The 15018-nt window shown below is 29.8% G+C and carries 18 protein-coding genes and 1 tRNA gene; 16 read left to right on the top strand and 3 right to left on the bottom strand.

The window, feature by feature from the left end; translation table 11 throughout:
* Positions 1-9: 9 nt before the first annotated feature.
* The 3 genes from ACFWUA_RS11315 to ACFWUA_RS11305 are packed head-to-tail and all read left to right on the top strand — an operon-like array spanning position 10 to position 1434.
* Positions 10-720: a ThiF family adenylyltransferase gene (locus ACFWUA_RS11315; RefSeq protein WP_416198124.1), complete on the top strand. Its 711-nt coding sequence runs from the start codon at positions 10-12 to the stop codon at positions 718-720.
* Position 721: 1 nt separating this feature from the next.
* Complete coding sequence (locus tag ACFWUA_RS11310) at positions 722-1144, top strand: SoxR reducing system RseC family protein (RefSeq protein WP_416198123.1); 423 nt, start codon at positions 722-724, stop codon at positions 1142-1144.
* 17 nt (positions 1145-1161) lie between these two features.
* The gene (locus tag ACFWUA_RS11305) at positions 1162-1434 is read left to right on the top strand and encodes a metal-sensitive transcriptional regulator (RefSeq protein WP_416198122.1); all 273 of its coding nucleotides are present in this window, start codon (positions 1162-1164) and stop codon (positions 1432-1434) included.
* A gap of 1 nt (position 1435) precedes the next feature.
* Here the strand turns inward: ACFWUA_RS11305 and ACFWUA_RS11300 are convergent, their stop codons facing one another.
* Positions 1436-1873 (bottom strand): threonine/serine exporter family protein, encoded by a 438-nt coding sequence (locus ACFWUA_RS11300; protein ID WP_416198121.1) that lies wholly within the window; start codon positions 1871-1873, stop codon positions 1436-1438.
* Entirely contained in the window at positions 1874-2662 is a 789-nt protein-coding gene (locus ACFWUA_RS11295; protein WP_416198120.1) for a threonine/serine ThrE exporter family protein, read from the bottom strand.
* A 175-nt stretch (positions 2663-2837) separates the two neighbouring features.
* Between ACFWUA_RS11295 and glyA the strand changes: the two genes are divergently transcribed.
* From glyA to spoIVA, 6 genes are all read left to right on the top strand, one after another.
* Entirely contained in the window at positions 2838-4070 is a 1233-nt protein-coding gene (gene glyA / locus ACFWUA_RS11290; protein WP_416198119.1) for a serine hydroxymethyltransferase, read from the top strand.
* Between the two features lie 152 nt (positions 4071-4222).
* On the top strand, positions 4223-5560 hold the full coding sequence (locus ACFWUA_RS11285; protein ID WP_416198118.1) for a DUF512 domain-containing protein: 1338 nt from the start codon (positions 4223-4225) through the stop codon (positions 5558-5560).
* A gap of 4 nt (positions 5561-5564) precedes the next feature.
* On the top strand, positions 5565-6878 hold the full coding sequence (gene der / locus ACFWUA_RS11280) for a ribosome biogenesis GTPase Der (protein ID WP_416198117.1): 1314 nt from the start codon (positions 5565-5567) through the stop codon (positions 6876-6878).
* Between the two features lies 1 nt (position 6879).
* Positions 6880-7479: a glycerol-3-phosphate 1-O-acyltransferase PlsY gene (plsY, locus tag ACFWUA_RS11275; protein WP_416198116.1), complete on the top strand. Its 600-nt coding sequence runs from the start codon at positions 6880-6882 to the stop codon at positions 7477-7479.
* 32 nt (positions 7480-7511) lie between these two features.
* Positions 7512-8540, top strand: coding sequence for an NAD(P)H-dependent glycerol-3-phosphate dehydrogenase (locus tag ACFWUA_RS11270; protein ID WP_416198115.1), 1029 nt, complete (start codon positions 7512-7514; stop codon positions 8538-8540).
* 122 nt (positions 8541-8662) lie between these two features.
* Positions 8663-10141 carry a stage IV sporulation protein A gene (spoIVA, locus tag ACFWUA_RS11265; protein ID WP_416198114.1) on the top strand — a complete coding sequence of 493 codons (1479 nt, stop codon included), beginning with the start codon at positions 8663-8665 and terminating at the stop codon, positions 10139-10141.
* Between the two features lie 63 nt (positions 10142-10204).
* Here the strand turns inward: spoIVA and ACFWUA_RS11260 are convergent.
* Positions 10205-10281, bottom strand: a tRNA-Pro gene (locus ACFWUA_RS11260).
* Between the two features lie 114 nt (positions 10282-10395).
* Here ACFWUA_RS11260 and ACFWUA_RS11255 point away from each other — a divergent pair.
* From ACFWUA_RS11255 to ACFWUA_RS11225, 7 genes are all read left to right on the top strand, one after another.
* Positions 10396-10767 (top strand): hypothetical protein, encoded by a 372-nt coding sequence (locus tag ACFWUA_RS11255; RefSeq protein ID WP_416198113.1) that lies wholly within the window; start codon positions 10396-10398, stop codon positions 10765-10767.
* A 111-nt stretch (positions 10768-10878) separates the two neighbouring features.
* Positions 10879-12171, top strand: a complete 1293-nt coding sequence (locus ACFWUA_RS11250) for an HlyD family efflux transporter periplasmic adaptor subunit (RefSeq protein ID WP_416198112.1) — start codon at positions 10879-10881, stop codon at positions 12169-12171.
* A gap of 19 nt (positions 12172-12190) precedes the next feature.
* Positions 12191-12880, top strand: coding sequence for a YggS family pyridoxal phosphate-dependent enzyme (locus ACFWUA_RS11245; RefSeq protein WP_416199207.1), 690 nt, complete (start codon positions 12191-12193; stop codon positions 12878-12880).
* A gap of 12 nt (positions 12881-12892) precedes the next feature.
* Complete coding sequence (locus ACFWUA_RS11240; protein WP_416198111.1) at positions 12893-13321, top strand: cell division protein SepF; 429 nt, start codon at positions 12893-12895, stop codon at positions 13319-13321.
* A 22-nt stretch (positions 13322-13343) separates the two neighbouring features.
* The gene (locus ACFWUA_RS11235; protein WP_416198110.1) at positions 13344-13610 is read left to right on the top strand and encodes a YggT family protein; all 267 of its coding nucleotides are present in this window, start codon (positions 13344-13346) and stop codon (positions 13608-13610) included.
* Between the two features lie 12 nt (positions 13611-13622).
* On the top strand, positions 13623-14408 hold the full coding sequence (locus ACFWUA_RS11230) for an RNA-binding protein (protein ID WP_416198109.1): 786 nt from the start codon (positions 13623-13625) through the stop codon (positions 14406-14408).
* Positions 14409-14422: 14 nt separating this feature from the next.
* Positions 14423-14956 carry a DivIVA domain-containing protein gene (locus ACFWUA_RS11225; protein ID WP_416198108.1) on the top strand — a complete coding sequence of 178 codons (534 nt, stop codon included), beginning with the start codon at positions 14423-14425 and terminating at the stop codon, positions 14954-14956.
* The last annotated feature ends 62 nt before the right edge of the window (positions 14957-15018 follow it).

Here is a 15018-nt window from a genome sequence, read left to right as displayed (position 1 = left end):
GATGTGTAAATGGATAATCCTTTTATGAGAACAGAATTGTTGTTAGGCAGTAGAGCTATGAGTAAACTAAGAGAATCAAGGGTATGTATATTTGGAATAGGAGGAGTAGGCTCTTTTGCTACTGAAGCGTTGGTGCGTTCAGGAATTGGAAGTATTGTGTTGGTTGATTATGATACAATAGATATTACAAATATAAATAGACAAATTCATGCTAATTTCAACACAATAGGAAGAGCCAAGGTAGAGGTTATGAAGGAAAGAATACTAGATATAAATCCTTCAATAGACATAGAAATTTATAATGTGCGATTGGAAAAATCTAATATAGATGAATTAGTATCTAAAAAATATGATTATGTAGTGGATGCTATAGATACAGTATCTTCTAAACTGGATTTAATAGAGAAATGTAAAAATTTAAGTATACCAATTATAAGTTCTATGGGTGCTGGAAACAAATTAAATCCTACAAGTTTTAAAGTGGGAGATATTTATAGTACTAGCGTATGTCCTCTAGCTAAAGTCATGAGACATGAGCTTAGGAAAAGAGGAATAAAAGATTTAAAGGTAGTTTGGTCAGATGAAAAACCTATTAAAGCCAATATAGAGGGAAAAGATTGCAGAAAATCAAGTCCAGGAAGTATTTCGTTTGTCCCATCTGTAGCAGGTCTTATTATTGCTTCAGAGGTAGTTAAAGATTTAATTGGCAAGGAGGCATAAAATGGAGCAAGTAGGTTTGGTTACTAAAATTGATGGCAATATGGCTGAAGTAGAAGTAAAAAGAATGTCAGCGTGTGGTCATAGTTGTGAGAATTGTTCAGGTTCATGCAATGTTCCTGGTGTTAAAGTTCATTTACCCAATACTTTGAATGCTAAAGAAGGAGATTATGTAGAGATAAAAGTGAAAACAAAAAGTGTATTGAAGTACACAATTTTAATATATATGATTCCATTTGTCATGCTTATTTTAGGTATAGTTCTAGGTATGTATATATTCCAATCAATAGGAATAAAAAGCTATGAAAATTTTAGTTTTTTATTAGGGCTTGTTTTTCTAACTATTGCATATATAATTTTAAAAAAAATTGATAAAAAGGTTGAGAAAGATGGGGAACTCACTTTTGAAATGACAAGAAAAATTTAAATTTAGGGGGTATAGATTTGAATAAGGACGTTGACGATAGAGTTGCAATAATAAATCGTCTAAAAAGAATAGAAGGACAAGTAAAAGGAATACAAAAAATGGTAGAAGAAGGCAAGTGTTGCAATGACATACTTATTCAAATTGCTGCTGCTAGATCAGCACTAAATAAGGTTGGAGGTATAATATTAGAAGGTTATATGAAAGATTGTATTAAAGTTTCTTTAATTGATGAAACAGATGAAAAGGTTTTAGATGAACTAGTTGATACTATAATAAAATATACAAAGTAATCTAAGACTTATTTTTTACTCTTTTAATGGATTTGCTCAAGCTAGATGATATGATAATTCCCATAGCAATAGCTACAGCTATAAATATAGTTTCAGTTCCTATATTAGCTGCATCATTAAATCTTTTTTCTGTTATAGCTAGCATAGTATAATACATTCCAGAGCCTGGAACCAAAGGAACAATACCAGGTATTATAAAAACGGTAGCTGGTTTCTTTGAGTTCCTGGCTAGCATTTCTCCAAGGATTCCAACTGTAAGTGCACCGCAAAAAATACCTAAAATAGTAGAAGAAAAAATATTGGTTATTTGAATATAAATAACCCATCCTATGGCACCTGTTATTCCGGATTTCAATATTGAATTTTTTGGAATACTAAAAAATATAGCAAATCCTATTGTACATATAAATGAGAAAAAGAATTGTTTTATAATTTCCAATTAAATCACTCCTTTAAAATATATTTTCAATACTAACCCTACTCCAAAAGCAATAGAAAGAGCTATAACTATGGCTTCCATACCTCGTGAAAGACCAGATATGAAGTCCCCGCTCATAGTGTCTCTGATTGCGTTGGTTATAGCTACTCCTGGTACTAATGGCATTATTGCACCAATTATAATTTTATCGACATTTTCTCCTAAACCTATTTTCACAAGCAATATAGATAATGCGGAAGCAATAGCTGCACCGCAGAAGTTACTTATAAAGAATGTTATATTGAATTTGCACAATTTAGTAGTAAATATTAATACAAATATAGTAACCATAAAGCTTGCCATAAAATCCCAAAGGTTTGCCCCAAACAAGAGAGAGAAAAAACCTGCAGCGAGACTTCCCCATAATATTTTTATTGTGTTTTCATATCCAGTAATTTTATCAATTTTTTTTAATTCATTTATACCTTCTTCTATGGACAGATCTGATTCTGCAAATTTTCTTGAAAAATTATTTATCATATCTATTTTGTTTAAGTCAATTTTAATAGTTTTTATTCTCTGGACATATGTCATGATTTCATTTCCATATTCTAGAGATACAAAAATGCCTGTTGGAGTTACAAAGGATTCTACATATTTTGTCTTTTTTCTAGATTTACATATCCTATTTACAGTATCTTCAACTCTGTAAGTTTCTGCTCCGTTTTTTAGCATTATACTCCCTGCTAAGATTGCAAGAGATAGAAGTTCTTTTGTTTCTTTTTTTTCATTTTCTAAATTATCTACCATTTTTTCTTTTTCACCCCTATTATTAAAACAATTTAACTTGTAAAAATATTATGAAATTTATATAATATAATAGGAAAACAAATACTATTTAAATCTAAGTCTAAGTCTATTATATTATTAAATGGCAGTAAAAGAAATACATAAGAAATAAATACAATAAGAAGGGAGATAAAATATGGATTTTACAAATTTAAGAAAATATGATCCAGAAGTTATGAAAATTGTTGAATTAGAAACAAATAGGCAAAGAAATAAAATTGAGCTTATTGCTTCAGAAAATTTTGTGACTCCTCAAGTAATGGAAGCTATGGGTAGTCAGCTTACAAACAAATATGCTGAAGGTTATCCAGCTAAAAGATATTATGGTGGTTGTGAATATGTAGACATGGTAGAGAATTTAGCTAGGGAAAGATTAAAAAAATTATTTGGAGCAGACCATGCAAACGTTCAACCTCATTCTGGTTCTAATGCCAATTTAGGAGTTTATTTTGCAGTTCTTGAACCTGGAGATAAAGTTCTTGGTATGAATCTTTCACAAGGTGGACATTTAACTCATGGTAGCCCTGTAAATATTTCTGGTACTTATTTTAATTTTGTTGCATATGGAGTAGATAAAGAAACGGAAACAATAGATTATGATGAATTAATGGAAATAGCAAAAAGAGAAAAACCAAAATTGATTGTAGCAGGAGCAAGTGCTTATCCAAGAATTATTGATTTTGCAAAATTTAGAGAAATTGCCGATGAAGTAGGAGCATATCTTATGGTTGATATGGCTCATATTGCAGGACTAGTTGCAGCAGGTCTTCATCCAAGTCCAGTTCCTTATGCAGATTTCGTGACAACTACAACTCATAAGACTTTAAGAGGACCTAGAGGTGGTGCTATACTTTGTAAAGAGGAATACGCAAAAAAGATAGACAAGGCTATATTCCCTGGAATTCAAGGCGGACCACTTATGCATGTTATTGCTGCTAAAGCTGTTAGTTTTGGAGAAGCTTTGACAGATGAATTTAAAGAATATCAAAAACAAATTTTAAAGAATTCAAAAGCATTATCAGAGGCGTTGTTAGAAAAAGGTTTTAGATTGGTATCTGGTGGCACTGACAATCATCTAATACTTTTAGATGTTAGAAATAAAGGATTAACAGGTAAAAAAGCTGAAGCATTGCTAGATGAAATTGGAGTTACAACTAATAAAAATACTATTCCATTTGATCCAGAAAGTCCTTTTGTGACAAGTGGATTGAGAATAGGTACTCCAGCAGTTACAACTAGAGGAATGAAAGAAGAAGATATGAAAGAAATAGCAGAGATAATAAGTCTTGCATTGGATGAAGAAAACAATAGAGATGATATAAGAAGTAAAGTCAAAAATTTATGTGAGAAATATCCATTATATGAATAAAAGATTGACGCCTACAGTTTTCACTGTAGGCGTTTTAAATTTTAGCATATTCAAATTAATTTAAGGAAATATTATTTAAGAACAGTATCTATTTACATAAAGCTATTACTATAATAAAATATACATAAGTAAAAAAACGAAAGGAATATATTATGGAACTAAAATCACTAGACAATGATAAAAATATTATTGAAAAAGTAAAAAAAGGCAGTATTGCCGAAGAACTAGGAATTGAACCTGGAGATATTCTTGTTTCAATTAATGATAACAAAGTTTTAGATATTATTGACTATAAATATTTAATATCTGATGATTATATTGTTGTGACTATTCAAAAAAAGAATGATGAGATATGGGATTTTGAAATAGAAAAAGATTATGACGAAGATTTAGGAATATATTTCACAAATCCACTTATTGATAGGGCTAAAAGTTGTAGAAATAAATGCATTTTTTGTTTTATTGATCAATTGCCTAAAGGAATGAGAAAAACACTATATTTTAAAGATGATGATTCAAGGCTTTCATTTCTTCAAGGGAATTTTATCACTCTAACTAATTTAAGGGATGATGAAATACAAAGAATTATAGATTATAGATTAAGTCCAATAAATGTTTCTGTTCATACAACTAATCCTGAATTGAGAATAAAAATGCTTAACAATAAAAATGCTGGGAAAATATATAGTATTTTAGAAAGGTTTAGTCAAGCTAAAATTGAGGTTCATTGTCAAATAGTTCTAGTTCCAGGAGTAAATGATGGGGCAGAACTTGATAGAACACTAGGAGATTTATCTAAACTTTATCCAAGCGTGAATAGTGTGGCAGTAGTACCGGTAGGTATTACTAAATACAGGGAAGGTCTTCCTAAACTTGAGCCTTTTAATGAAGTATCTTCCCTTGAATTTTTAAAATATATAAGAAATAAGCAGGAAGAATATTTAAAAAAGCTAGGTACCAGATTTGTTTTCCCATCTGATGAATTTTATGCAATGACTAATATTGATCCTCCATCTTATGAGGAATATGAGAAGTTTCTTCAGCTAGAAAATGGTGTAGGACTTATGAGACTTTTTTCATATGAAGTAGATAGGGAAATAGAGAAATTAAAAGATAATATAAGTTTAAAAAACAAGTATATTGTTGCAACAGGAACATTAGCTTATGAGTTTATAAAATCAATTTGTGACAAAGTCATGGCTAATATAAGTGGATTGGAAATAAAAGTTGTTCCAATAAAAAATTATTTTTTTGGAACGACTATTACTGTTTCAGGTCTTATAACAGGACAAGATTTGATTAATCAATTGAAAGAATATAAAAATTTTGATGCTTTAATAATACCTAATTCAATGCTTAGAAGTGGAGAAAAAGTTTTTTTAGATGATTTGACAATTGAAGATATTGAAAAAGTGCTAAATATTAAAGTTATTCCAACAAAGGTTAAAGGAAAAGATTTTATAAATATATTTACAAAGGATATGAGGTGATACTATGAGACCAGTTGTATGTATAGTTGGGAGACCAAATGTAGGGAAATCTACTCTTTTTAATAGAATAGTAGGTAGGAGAATTTCAATTACAGAAGATAAGCCTGGAGTTACTAGAGATAGAATTTATGCAGAGGCTGAATGGTTGAATAAATATTTTATTTTGATAGATACAGGAGGTATTGAACCATATAGTGAGGATACTATATTATCTCAAATTAGAAGACAGGCAGAGGTAGCCATAGATACAGCAGATGTGATACTTTTTGTTGTAGATGGGCTAGAAGGTATAACTGCTTCTGATAGAGAAATAGCAAATATGCTTAGAAAATCTGGGAAAAAGGTTATATTAGTTTGTAATAAGATAGATACACCAAAAACACCTCCTGATATATACGAATTTTATGAATTAGGTTTAGGAGACCCTGTAGTAGTATCTGCAGGACAAAGTTTAGGATTAGGAGATTTATTAGATGAAGTAGTAGAAAATTTTCCTGAGGACAAAGATACGGAGTATGACGAAGATACAATTAAAGTTGCTGTAATTGGAAAGCCAAATGCGGGGAAATCATCTCTTATAAATTGTATATTAGGAGAAGAAAGAGTCATTGTAAGCGATATACCTGGCACAACAAGAGATGCTATAGATACTTATTTCGAGTACAAAGATGATAAGTATGTGTTTATTGATACAGCAGGAATCAGAAGAAAGAGAAATATTGACGAAAATATTGAAAAATATAGTGTCATAAGATCTTTAACTGCTATAGATAGATCAGATGTATGTATATTGATAATTGATGCAACACAAGGGGTTACAGAACAAGATGCTAAAATAGCTGGTCATGCTTATGAAAGAGGAAAAGCTCTTATAATTGCCATAAATAAATGGGATTTAATTGAGAAATCAGATAAGACATATTTGGAATTTGAAAAAGAAGTCAGAAATGTTTTATCTTTCGTTACCTATGCACCTATAGTTTTAATATCTGCGAAAACTGGCAAAAGGGTAAATAAAGTTTTTGAACTAATAAAAGAAGTGTACAGTAGCTATACGAAAAGGATTAGCACAGGTATATTTAATGATATTTTAAATGAAGCAGTCATTTTAAATCAGCCACCAACAGATAAGGGAAGACGATTAAAAATATATTATGGAACACAAGTAGGTATTAAACCACCAAAGTTTGTCATATTTATTAATGATAGAGAACTTTCACATTTTTCTTATGAGAGATATTTAGAAAATCAGATCCGTCAAAATTTTGGATTTGAAGGCACTCCAATCCAGCTTGAATTTAAAGAAAAGGGGGATTAATTTGAACAAAATTATACTTATAGCTATTATTTCTTATTTTATCGGAAACTTTTCCTCTGCATATATTTTAGGAAAAGCATGTAAAAACAAAGATATAAGGCAGTATGGAAGTGGCAATGCTGGTGCAACAAATGCGTTAAGGGTTTTTGGAGTTAAAATAGGCCTTATATCATTTATTTTAGATATTTTAAAAGGAATCATTGCTGTAAACATAGGAAATTATTTTATGGGCTACAATGGAGCATTAATTGCAGGAGTGTTTGTAGTTATAGGCCATGATTGGCCAGTATTTCTAAAATTCAAAGGTGGTAAAGGCATTGCGACTTCACTTGGCGTTATGTTATATCTACATTTACCTACAGCTATTATTTGCATAGCTATAGGATTTACTATCATAGGTATGACAAGGTATGTATCCCTAGGTTCAATAGTAGCAACCTGTCTAGTACCGATTTTAGGAATCATTTTAAAGAAACCTTTTGACTTGAAATTTTTCATTTGTACAATTGTATTAGCTTCAATGGCAATATTTAGGCATAGAAGTAATATAAAAAGACTTAAAAATGGAGAGGAGTCAAAATTGGGTGAAAAAGTAAAATAAACTAATGAATAAATATAGGAGGTTTGACATACATGGTAGAAAAAATTGCAGTTATAGGGGGAGGAAGTTGGGGCACTGCTTTAGCTATACTTCTTTCTAAAAAAGGATGCGAGGTTGATCTATGGGTAAGAAGTGACAAGCAATGTGAAGAGATGAGAACATCTAGAGAAAATTTAAAATATTTGCCAGGAGTGATTATTCCCAACAATGTAAATTTAACTTCAGATTTTGAAAAAGCTATTTATGACAAAGATATTCTAGTAATGTCCGTTCCTTCTCATGCTGTAAGAGAAACTTTAGCAAATGGGCAAAAATGCATAAGACAAAATCAGATAATTGTAAATGTGGCAAAAGGAATAGAAAATGAGAGCCTTATGAGAATTTCTGAAATTGTTAATGAAATCCTTCCAGAAAATAAGTATGCTATTCTTTCAGGACCATCTCATGCTGAAGAAGTTGCAAGGGATATCCCTACTACTGTAGTTGTAGCATCAAAAGAAAAGGAGGTTGCCCAGTATATACAAGATGTATTTATGGCACCTAAATTTAGAGTTTATACAAATCCTGATGTCATAGGAGTAGAACTGGGTGGGTCCTTGAAAAATGTAATTGCTCTTGGAGCAGGAATTTCAGATGGACTAGGATACGGTGATAATACTAAGGCTGCTCTTATGACAAGAGGAATAATTGAAATGGCTAGGATTGGAGAAAAAATGGGTGCTAATTATGAAACTTTTGCAGGTCTTGCTGGTATTGGAGATTTAATAGTTACATGTACAAGCATGCATAGTAGAAATAGAAGAGCTGGTATACTTATAGGAGAGGGCAAGAGTTTAGAAGAAGCTGTTGAAAGTGTAGGAATGGTAGTAGAAGGTATAAAAACTACTAAATCTGCCTATGAACTTTCTTTGAGATATAAGGCTACGATGCCTATTACTAAAGAAATATATGAAGTTCTCTATGAAGGAAAAGATGTAAGAAATTCTGTTGTGAATTTAATGCTTAGAGATAAAAAACATGAAATGGAAGATATAGCTAAAATTTTAGATAGTGAATGGTAAAGACATACTTATAAGTATGTCTTTTATTTTTATGGCGTCTGTCATATTCTCAAGCTAAGTACATATATATAATGTTAGGAAACCAATATATAATTGGAATACAATGAAAAGGAGGTAAAATGGTGGAGAAATTTGACATATATAAAGATATTGCTGAAAGAACAGATGGAGATATCTATGTTGGGGTAGTAGGACCTGTAAGAACTGGTAAATCAACTTTTATTAAACGTTTCATGGAACTGTTGGTTATTCCAAATATAGAAAACAAGTATAAAAAAGAAAGAGCTAAAGATGAATTACCTTTAAGTGGAGCAGGAAAAACTATTATGACAACAGAACCAAAGTTTGTTCCCAATGAAGCCGTAGAGCTTACTCTAAAGGATAATGTCAGATTTAAATTAAGAATGGTAGATTGTGTTGGCTACTTAGTTAAAGGTGCTATTGGGCATGAAGAAGATAATATACCTAGAATGGTTACTACACCATGGTATGAAAAAGAAATACCTTTTGAAGAAGCAGCAGAGATAGGAACAAGGAAAGTGATAACAGATCATTCTACTATTGGAATAGTTGTTACTACGGATGGCTCTATTACAGATATAGACAGATCAAATTACATAAAAGCTGAAGAGAGAGTAATAAATGAACTAAAAGAATTGGAAAAACCCTTTATAATTCTTTTGAATTCTAAACATCCCAATTTAGATAGTACAATTGCTTTAAGAGAAAGTCTTGAAGAGAAGTACAATGTTTCTGTAATTGCAGTGGATTGCTTAAACATGGATATAACTGATGTGGAAAAAATATTTGAAAAAATACTCTATGAATTTCCAGTCAAAGAAATCAAAATAAATTTACCAGGTTGGATGGAAGGATTAAATAGAAATCATTGGATAAAATCTAATATTTTAGAATCTTTGAAAGAGTCTATTGAAACTCTTCAAAAGTTAAGTGAAATAAATTCTGTTGTAGAAACTTTAAGTGAACTTGAAACAATAAAGGAAACTAGAATTAAAGAGATAAATTTAGGAGAGGGAGTAGCTAATATAGATATAGTTTTGGAAGATAGTATGTTTTATAATGTTCTGAAAGAAATTACAGGATATGGTATACAGGGTGATTATCAGCTTATAGGTCTTATTTCTAAATTATCTCAAGCAAAGCATGAGTATGATAAAATAGAAAAGGCCTTGACAGATGCTAAAGAATTTGGATATGGCTTGGTAAGCCCAAGTTTAGATGAACTTGAATTAGATGAACCAGAGATATATAGGCAGGGGAATAGATTTGGAGTAAAGCTAAAAGCTAAAGCACCATCGCTTCATTTAATAAGAGCAGATATTACTACCGAGGTATCCCCTCTTATAGGAACAGAAAGCCAAAGTGAAGAGTTAGTTAAATACTTTTTAGATGAATTCGAAGGAGATCCATCTAAAATATGGCAATCAAATTTATTTGGAAAGTCATTATATGATCTTGTAAATGAACAACTACAAGGAAAACTTGATATGATGCCAGATGATGTAAGACGGAAGATTAGAAAAACGCTAGAAAGAATAATAAACGATGGAAGCGGAGGCCTCATCTGTATTATAATCTAATATAGATAAGGAAAGTTTAAAAATAAGAGGATAGAAAATTTTAATTTTCTATCCTCTTATTTATGGTCGGGATGACTGGATTTGAACCAGCGACCCCAAGTCCCCCAGACTTGTGCGCTACCATACTGCGCTACATCCCGATGACATAATTATATTATATATTAGGATTAAGTGTTTGTAAAGTAGGTTTAAGTAAGTGTAGATATGTGTTATACTTAATAATAATAAATACTAATATAGATGGAGGTATTCAATTGATAGTATATATTAAGTATTTTTTGCTTATGTTATTTATGGTCAGTGTCATTGGATATATATTTGCAGTACTTAAAGAAAAACTATATCTTAAAAACAATATTATTCTGATAAATAAAAAATCCATAACTCAAGAACATATTGATGAAGCTGATATGAAAGAATTTGTTTTTGATGGGTGCAAGGTGAAGTCAGGGGATGAAATAAAAGTAGTACTAAAAGGCAAGCAAAAATTAGAGGGCATAGTTATTGGAGCAAAGAAAAAGGAAAGAGCTATACTCATGGTTACTCATGATGATAAGATAAGGAAGTTAAATATTGATAATATCATTAAATTTAAAATTGTAAGTAAATATGGAAAGTTTTTTTAAAATTTTAAAATGGGTCTTAAGACCTAAAAAAAATTTTAAAGTTTTGAAGGAAAAATAGAAGAAATAGAGAATTAGTATATAAGGTTAATTATTCATGAAGGATGGTATAATATGTCAAAAGGAAAAAGAGATAAAAAACGAAAGAGAAAAAAGTGGATTAGAGCTGCGTTTATTTCTTTTATTCTTATCTATTTGATATTTAGAAGTGTTCCAGCATTATATGCATCTAATTTAAAAACTGTCCTTGTGGAAGAGGGTACTATAGAAGATAGTGTTCATTTTTTAGGAATTGTAGTTAGAAATGAAAGAGTATATAGAGCTGACGGAGATGGGGAAATAAGCTTTTTTAAAAATGAAGGAGAGAGAGTTAAAGTAGGAGCAAAAATAGCTGAGTTATCACTTAAAGAGGAGGATTCCTCTTTAGAAAGTGAACTAGAAGAAGTAAATAAAAAGATAGAATCTATAGAAAAGGTAAATAAGCAAAAAGAAATAGCAAAGAAAGATGAAATTAAATCTGAAAAGAATACTGAACTTGTTATTGCGGAACTTCAAGATAATATAATAAATGGGAATTATGATGAAACTGCACAATTGAAAGAAGAGCTATATTGTTCGTTAGGAAAGAAAAACAACGCTATAGGTGAAAACACTCTTGCCAATCAGAGTTTAGATAATTTAAGAAAGAAAAAAGAAGAGTTAACTAAGGAAATACAAAATAGTACTGTGAATTATTTTTCTCAAGAGGCGGGAATTGTTAGCTTTAAGATTGATGGGTTTGAAGAAATATATAGTGGGAAAAATATTTTAAATTACACATTAGAAGATATAAGGGATAAAGAAGCAGAAACTAAAGTCAGTAAAAATAAATCAGTTGTAAATGTAGGGGATGCACTATTTAAGATAATGGATAATTACAATTGGTATTTGCTAGTAGATGTTGATGACATAAAAGAAATAAAGTCTCTAAAAGAAGGAGATATGCTTTCGGTTTGTTTAGATGGCAGAGATGAAGAACTAAAGGGCAGAATAATAAAAATACAGCCTAAAAATGGACAAGGCTTGGTTGCAATTAGGCTTGATACTCATTTTCATGATTATTATGAAAAGAGGAATGTAGATGTTAAGATAATTAAATCTAAGAATGAAGGCTTAAAGGTTCCTACAAAAGCTATTTGTGAAAAAGATGGTTTAAATGGTGTTTATATTAAAGATATTAGTGGAATAATAAGATTTAGACCAGTTAAAATATTAGGTCAAAATGAAGAATATGCTATTGTTTCTAAGGGAAACAATAATAATCTTATCGATATTGAAGGAAGTGATAAAAAAATTAAAACCATAAAAGTATTTGATGAAATTCTTTTGACTGGTGGAAAGGCTAAGGAAGGACAGATTATAGACTGACAACGAGGGGGTGTTTAAAATTAGTATAAGAGATAATTTTTTGAGAGTAAAAGAGAATATTGAAAGTGCACTGATTGCTTCAGGAAGAAACAAAGACGATATTATTTTAGTTGGAGTCACCAAAACTGTTGATGTGGATAGTATAAATGAAGCTATAAGTTATGGCCTAGAGAACATAGGTGAGAATAAGGTACAAGAGATAATGGATAAATATGATAAAATAAAAGGAAATGTCAATTGGCATATGATAGGACATCTTCAGACCAATAAGGTAAAATATATTATAGATAAGGTTGACTTAATACATTCACTCGATAGAATGTCACTAGCAAAAGAGATAAATAAAAGGGCTGAATCAGAAAATATTATAAAAGATGTGCTTATCCAAGTAAATATAGCAGAAGAAGAGACGAAATTTGGTCTTAAAAAAGAAGAAGTGATTCCATTTATTGAATCCATACTAGATTTTAAAAATATTAGAATTAAAGGTCTTATGACAATAGCACCTTTTTCAGAAAATCCAGAAGAAGTAAGATTTGTTTTTAGAGATTTAAGAAATTTAGGCTATGAAATAGAAAAGAGAAATTATGAAAATTTAGAAATGAAGTATTTTTCTATGGGAATGACTAATGATTACAAAGTGGCTATAGAGGAAGGAGCCAACATTGTAAGAATTGGTACCGCAATATTTGGTAAAAGAGTATATTAAGGGGGGAATATTATGTCAAATTTTATGAACAAATTTAAGTATTTTATGGGGTTGGAAGATTTAGATGAGGAATATGAAGAATATGATGATTACGATGAAGAAGATTTAGATATACCTCAGTCTGTAAAGGTAAATAACAAAGTAGTTAGTATTCATAACAATATGAATATGAAATTAGTTGTTCATGAACCTTTAAATTATGAAGATGCTCCGAAGATAATAGACGATTTAAAAATGAGAAAAACTGTTGTTGTAAATTTAGAAGAATTAGAATTAGAGTGCAAAAAACAAATATTTGACTTCATAAATGGTGGACTTTATGCTCTTGAAGGAAATATTCATAAAGTAACAAAAGACATTTTCATACTTGCTCCAAATAATGTTGAAATTGATGGGCAATTAAAAGAAGATATAAAAAGCAGAGGTTTGTTTACTTGGTAAAATATAAATAAGGGGAAAAATTATGATTGTTTTTTATAAGGCTATAAATATATTATTTGATATAATTGAAGTTTTTATTTTCATTAGAATATTTTTATCATTTTTACCAATAGATTATAGAAGTGGATTTAGTAGGTTTATATATGATGTTACAGAGCCTATTTTAAGGCCTTGTAGCATGATTTTGGAAAGATTAGGAATAGATACAGGTTTTTTAGATTTTTCACCATTACTTGCATTATTGTTTATGAATTTGATTATTTATATTTTAAAAATTATTATTTTTTAATATGGTGATAAGATGATTAATAACAAAGAACAGTATATTTCTCACATAAAAGATAAAGATGAAGTAATGAATATGAGAAGAGTCTTAGATAAGATAGAAATAGTTGAAGATAGACATATAGTTCAAGCTACGGATTTTTTAGATCCCTATGAGGTGAGACTTGCTAAATCTATTTTAAATAGGTTTGAACATATATCTTATATAGAGGATGGTGGCCTTTCTAATGCCGAAAGAAAGATTCTCATAATTTATCCCAATTATATGGGATTTGATTTAAAAGAAAGCCCTATTGCTCCATTGTCTATAAGTGGGAATATCGAAGGATTAAGGCACAAGGATTTTTTAGGTTCTTTATTGGGATTAGGAATAATGAGGGGAAAAATTGGAGATATTTTAATACATGAGGACAATGTTCAAATAATAGTAAGTAGTGATATTTCTGACTATATTTTATTTAATTTAAGAAAAGTTGGGAACAATAATATAAATATTGAATATATAAATAGAGATACTCTAAAAGAAGGAATTGAGAAATATAAAGAGTTGATAGTTAATGTCTCTTCTTTAAGGTTAGATGCAACTATAAGTAGTAGTTTTAATTTATCTAGAAATGATAGTTTAAATATTATTAAAAATGGTAAAGTAAAAGTTAATTGGGAGCCAATAAAAAAGCCTTTTTTTGAACTAAAAGAAGGCGATATTGTTTCAGTTAGAGGTTATGGAAGATTTGTTTTATATTCAATATTTGGCACAACTAAAAAGGATAGATTGAAAGTTGGTATTAGAATATTTAAATAAATGGAGTGAAGGGAATGCTTACACCTTTAGACATACAGAACAAAGATTTTAATAAATCTTTTAGAGGATACAATGAAACAGAAGTGGATAGCTTTTTAGACGAAATTATTGTTGATTATGAAAAGCTTTATAAGGAAAATATTGAATTAAAAGAAAAAATTACAATTTTAAATGATCAGTTAAAACAATACAACAATCTTGAGGATACATTGAAAAATACATTGGTAGTAGCTCAAGGAACAGCTGAAGAAGTGACAAATACGGCAAAGCAAAAAGCGGATTTAATTATAATGGAAGCAGAAGAAAAATCTAGAAGAATAATAGAAAATGCTCATGATGAAGTAATAAAAATTCAAGAAGAATATGAGAGTTTAAGAAAAGAGATATATATTTTTAAGACTAGATTTAAATCCTTGATAGAAGCTCAATTGTCTACATTGGATGATTATTACAATGAAATAGAAAGTGCTTCATCAAAAGAATCTGATGAGATTGAAAAAGGAATAGCAATAGAAGAGATTGATAGAACAGATGATATGGGGGCATAGCCTCCATTTTTTAAAATCCTTGACAATATCGAAGAAATAATATAAATAATATATGTAAAACT

The sequence above is a fragment of the Sporanaerobacter sp. genome (assembly GCF_047830725.1).
In the GTDB taxonomy this organism is placed as follows: Bacteria; Bacillota; Clostridia; order Tissierellales; family Sporanaerobacteraceae; genus Sporanaerobacter.
Note: the sequence above shows the minus strand (reverse complement) of the source record. Positions and strands in the feature narration are given on the sequence as shown.

What these genes read in the sequence shown, in the direction of transcription:
- ACFWUA_RS11310 (WP_416198123.1), top strand. Translation starts at nt 722, where the DNA reads ATGGAGCAAGTAGGTTTGGTTACTAAAATTGATGGCAATATGGCTGAA.
- ACFWUA_RS11225 (WP_416198108.1), top strand. Translation starts at nt 14,423, where the DNA reads ATGCTTACACCTTTAGACATACAGAACAAAGATTTTAATAAATCTTTT.
- ACFWUA_RS11235 (WP_416198110.1), top strand. Translation starts at nt 13,344, where the DNA reads ATGATTGTTTTTTATAAGGCTATAAATATATTATTTGATATAATTGAA.
- ACFWUA_RS11270 (WP_416198115.1), top strand. Translation starts at nt 7,512, where the DNA reads ATGGTAGAAAAAATTGCAGTTATAGGGGGAGGAAGTTGGGGCACTGCT.
- ACFWUA_RS11285 (WP_416198118.1), top strand. Translation starts at nt 4,223, where the DNA reads ATGGAACTAAAATCACTAGACAATGATAAAAATATTATTGAAAAAGTA.
- der (WP_416198117.1), top strand. Translation starts at nt 5,565, where the DNA reads ATGAGACCAGTTGTATGTATAGTTGGGAGACCAAATGTAGGGAAATCT.
- ACFWUA_RS11315 (WP_416198124.1), top strand. Translation starts at nt 10, where the DNA reads ATGGATAATCCTTTTATGAGAACAGAATTGTTGTTAGGCAGTAGAGCT.
- glyA (WP_416198119.1), top strand. Translation starts at nt 2,838, where the DNA reads ATGGATTTTACAAATTTAAGAAAATATGATCCAGAAGTTATGAAAATT.
- ACFWUA_RS11240 (WP_416198111.1), top strand. Translation starts at nt 12,893, where the DNA reads ATGTCAAATTTTATGAACAAATTTAAGTATTTTATGGGGTTGGAAGAT.
- ACFWUA_RS11250 (WP_416198112.1), top strand. Translation starts at nt 10,879, where the DNA reads ATGTCAAAAGGAAAAAGAGATAAAAAACGAAAGAGAAAAAAGTGGATT.
- ACFWUA_RS11295 (WP_416198120.1), bottom strand. Translation starts at nt 2,662, where the DNA reads ATGGTAGATAATTTAGAAAATGAAAAAAAAGAAACAAAAGAACTTCTA.
- ACFWUA_RS11230 (WP_416198109.1), top strand. Translation starts at nt 13,623, where the DNA reads ATGATTAATAACAAAGAACAGTATATTTCTCACATAAAAGATAAAGAT.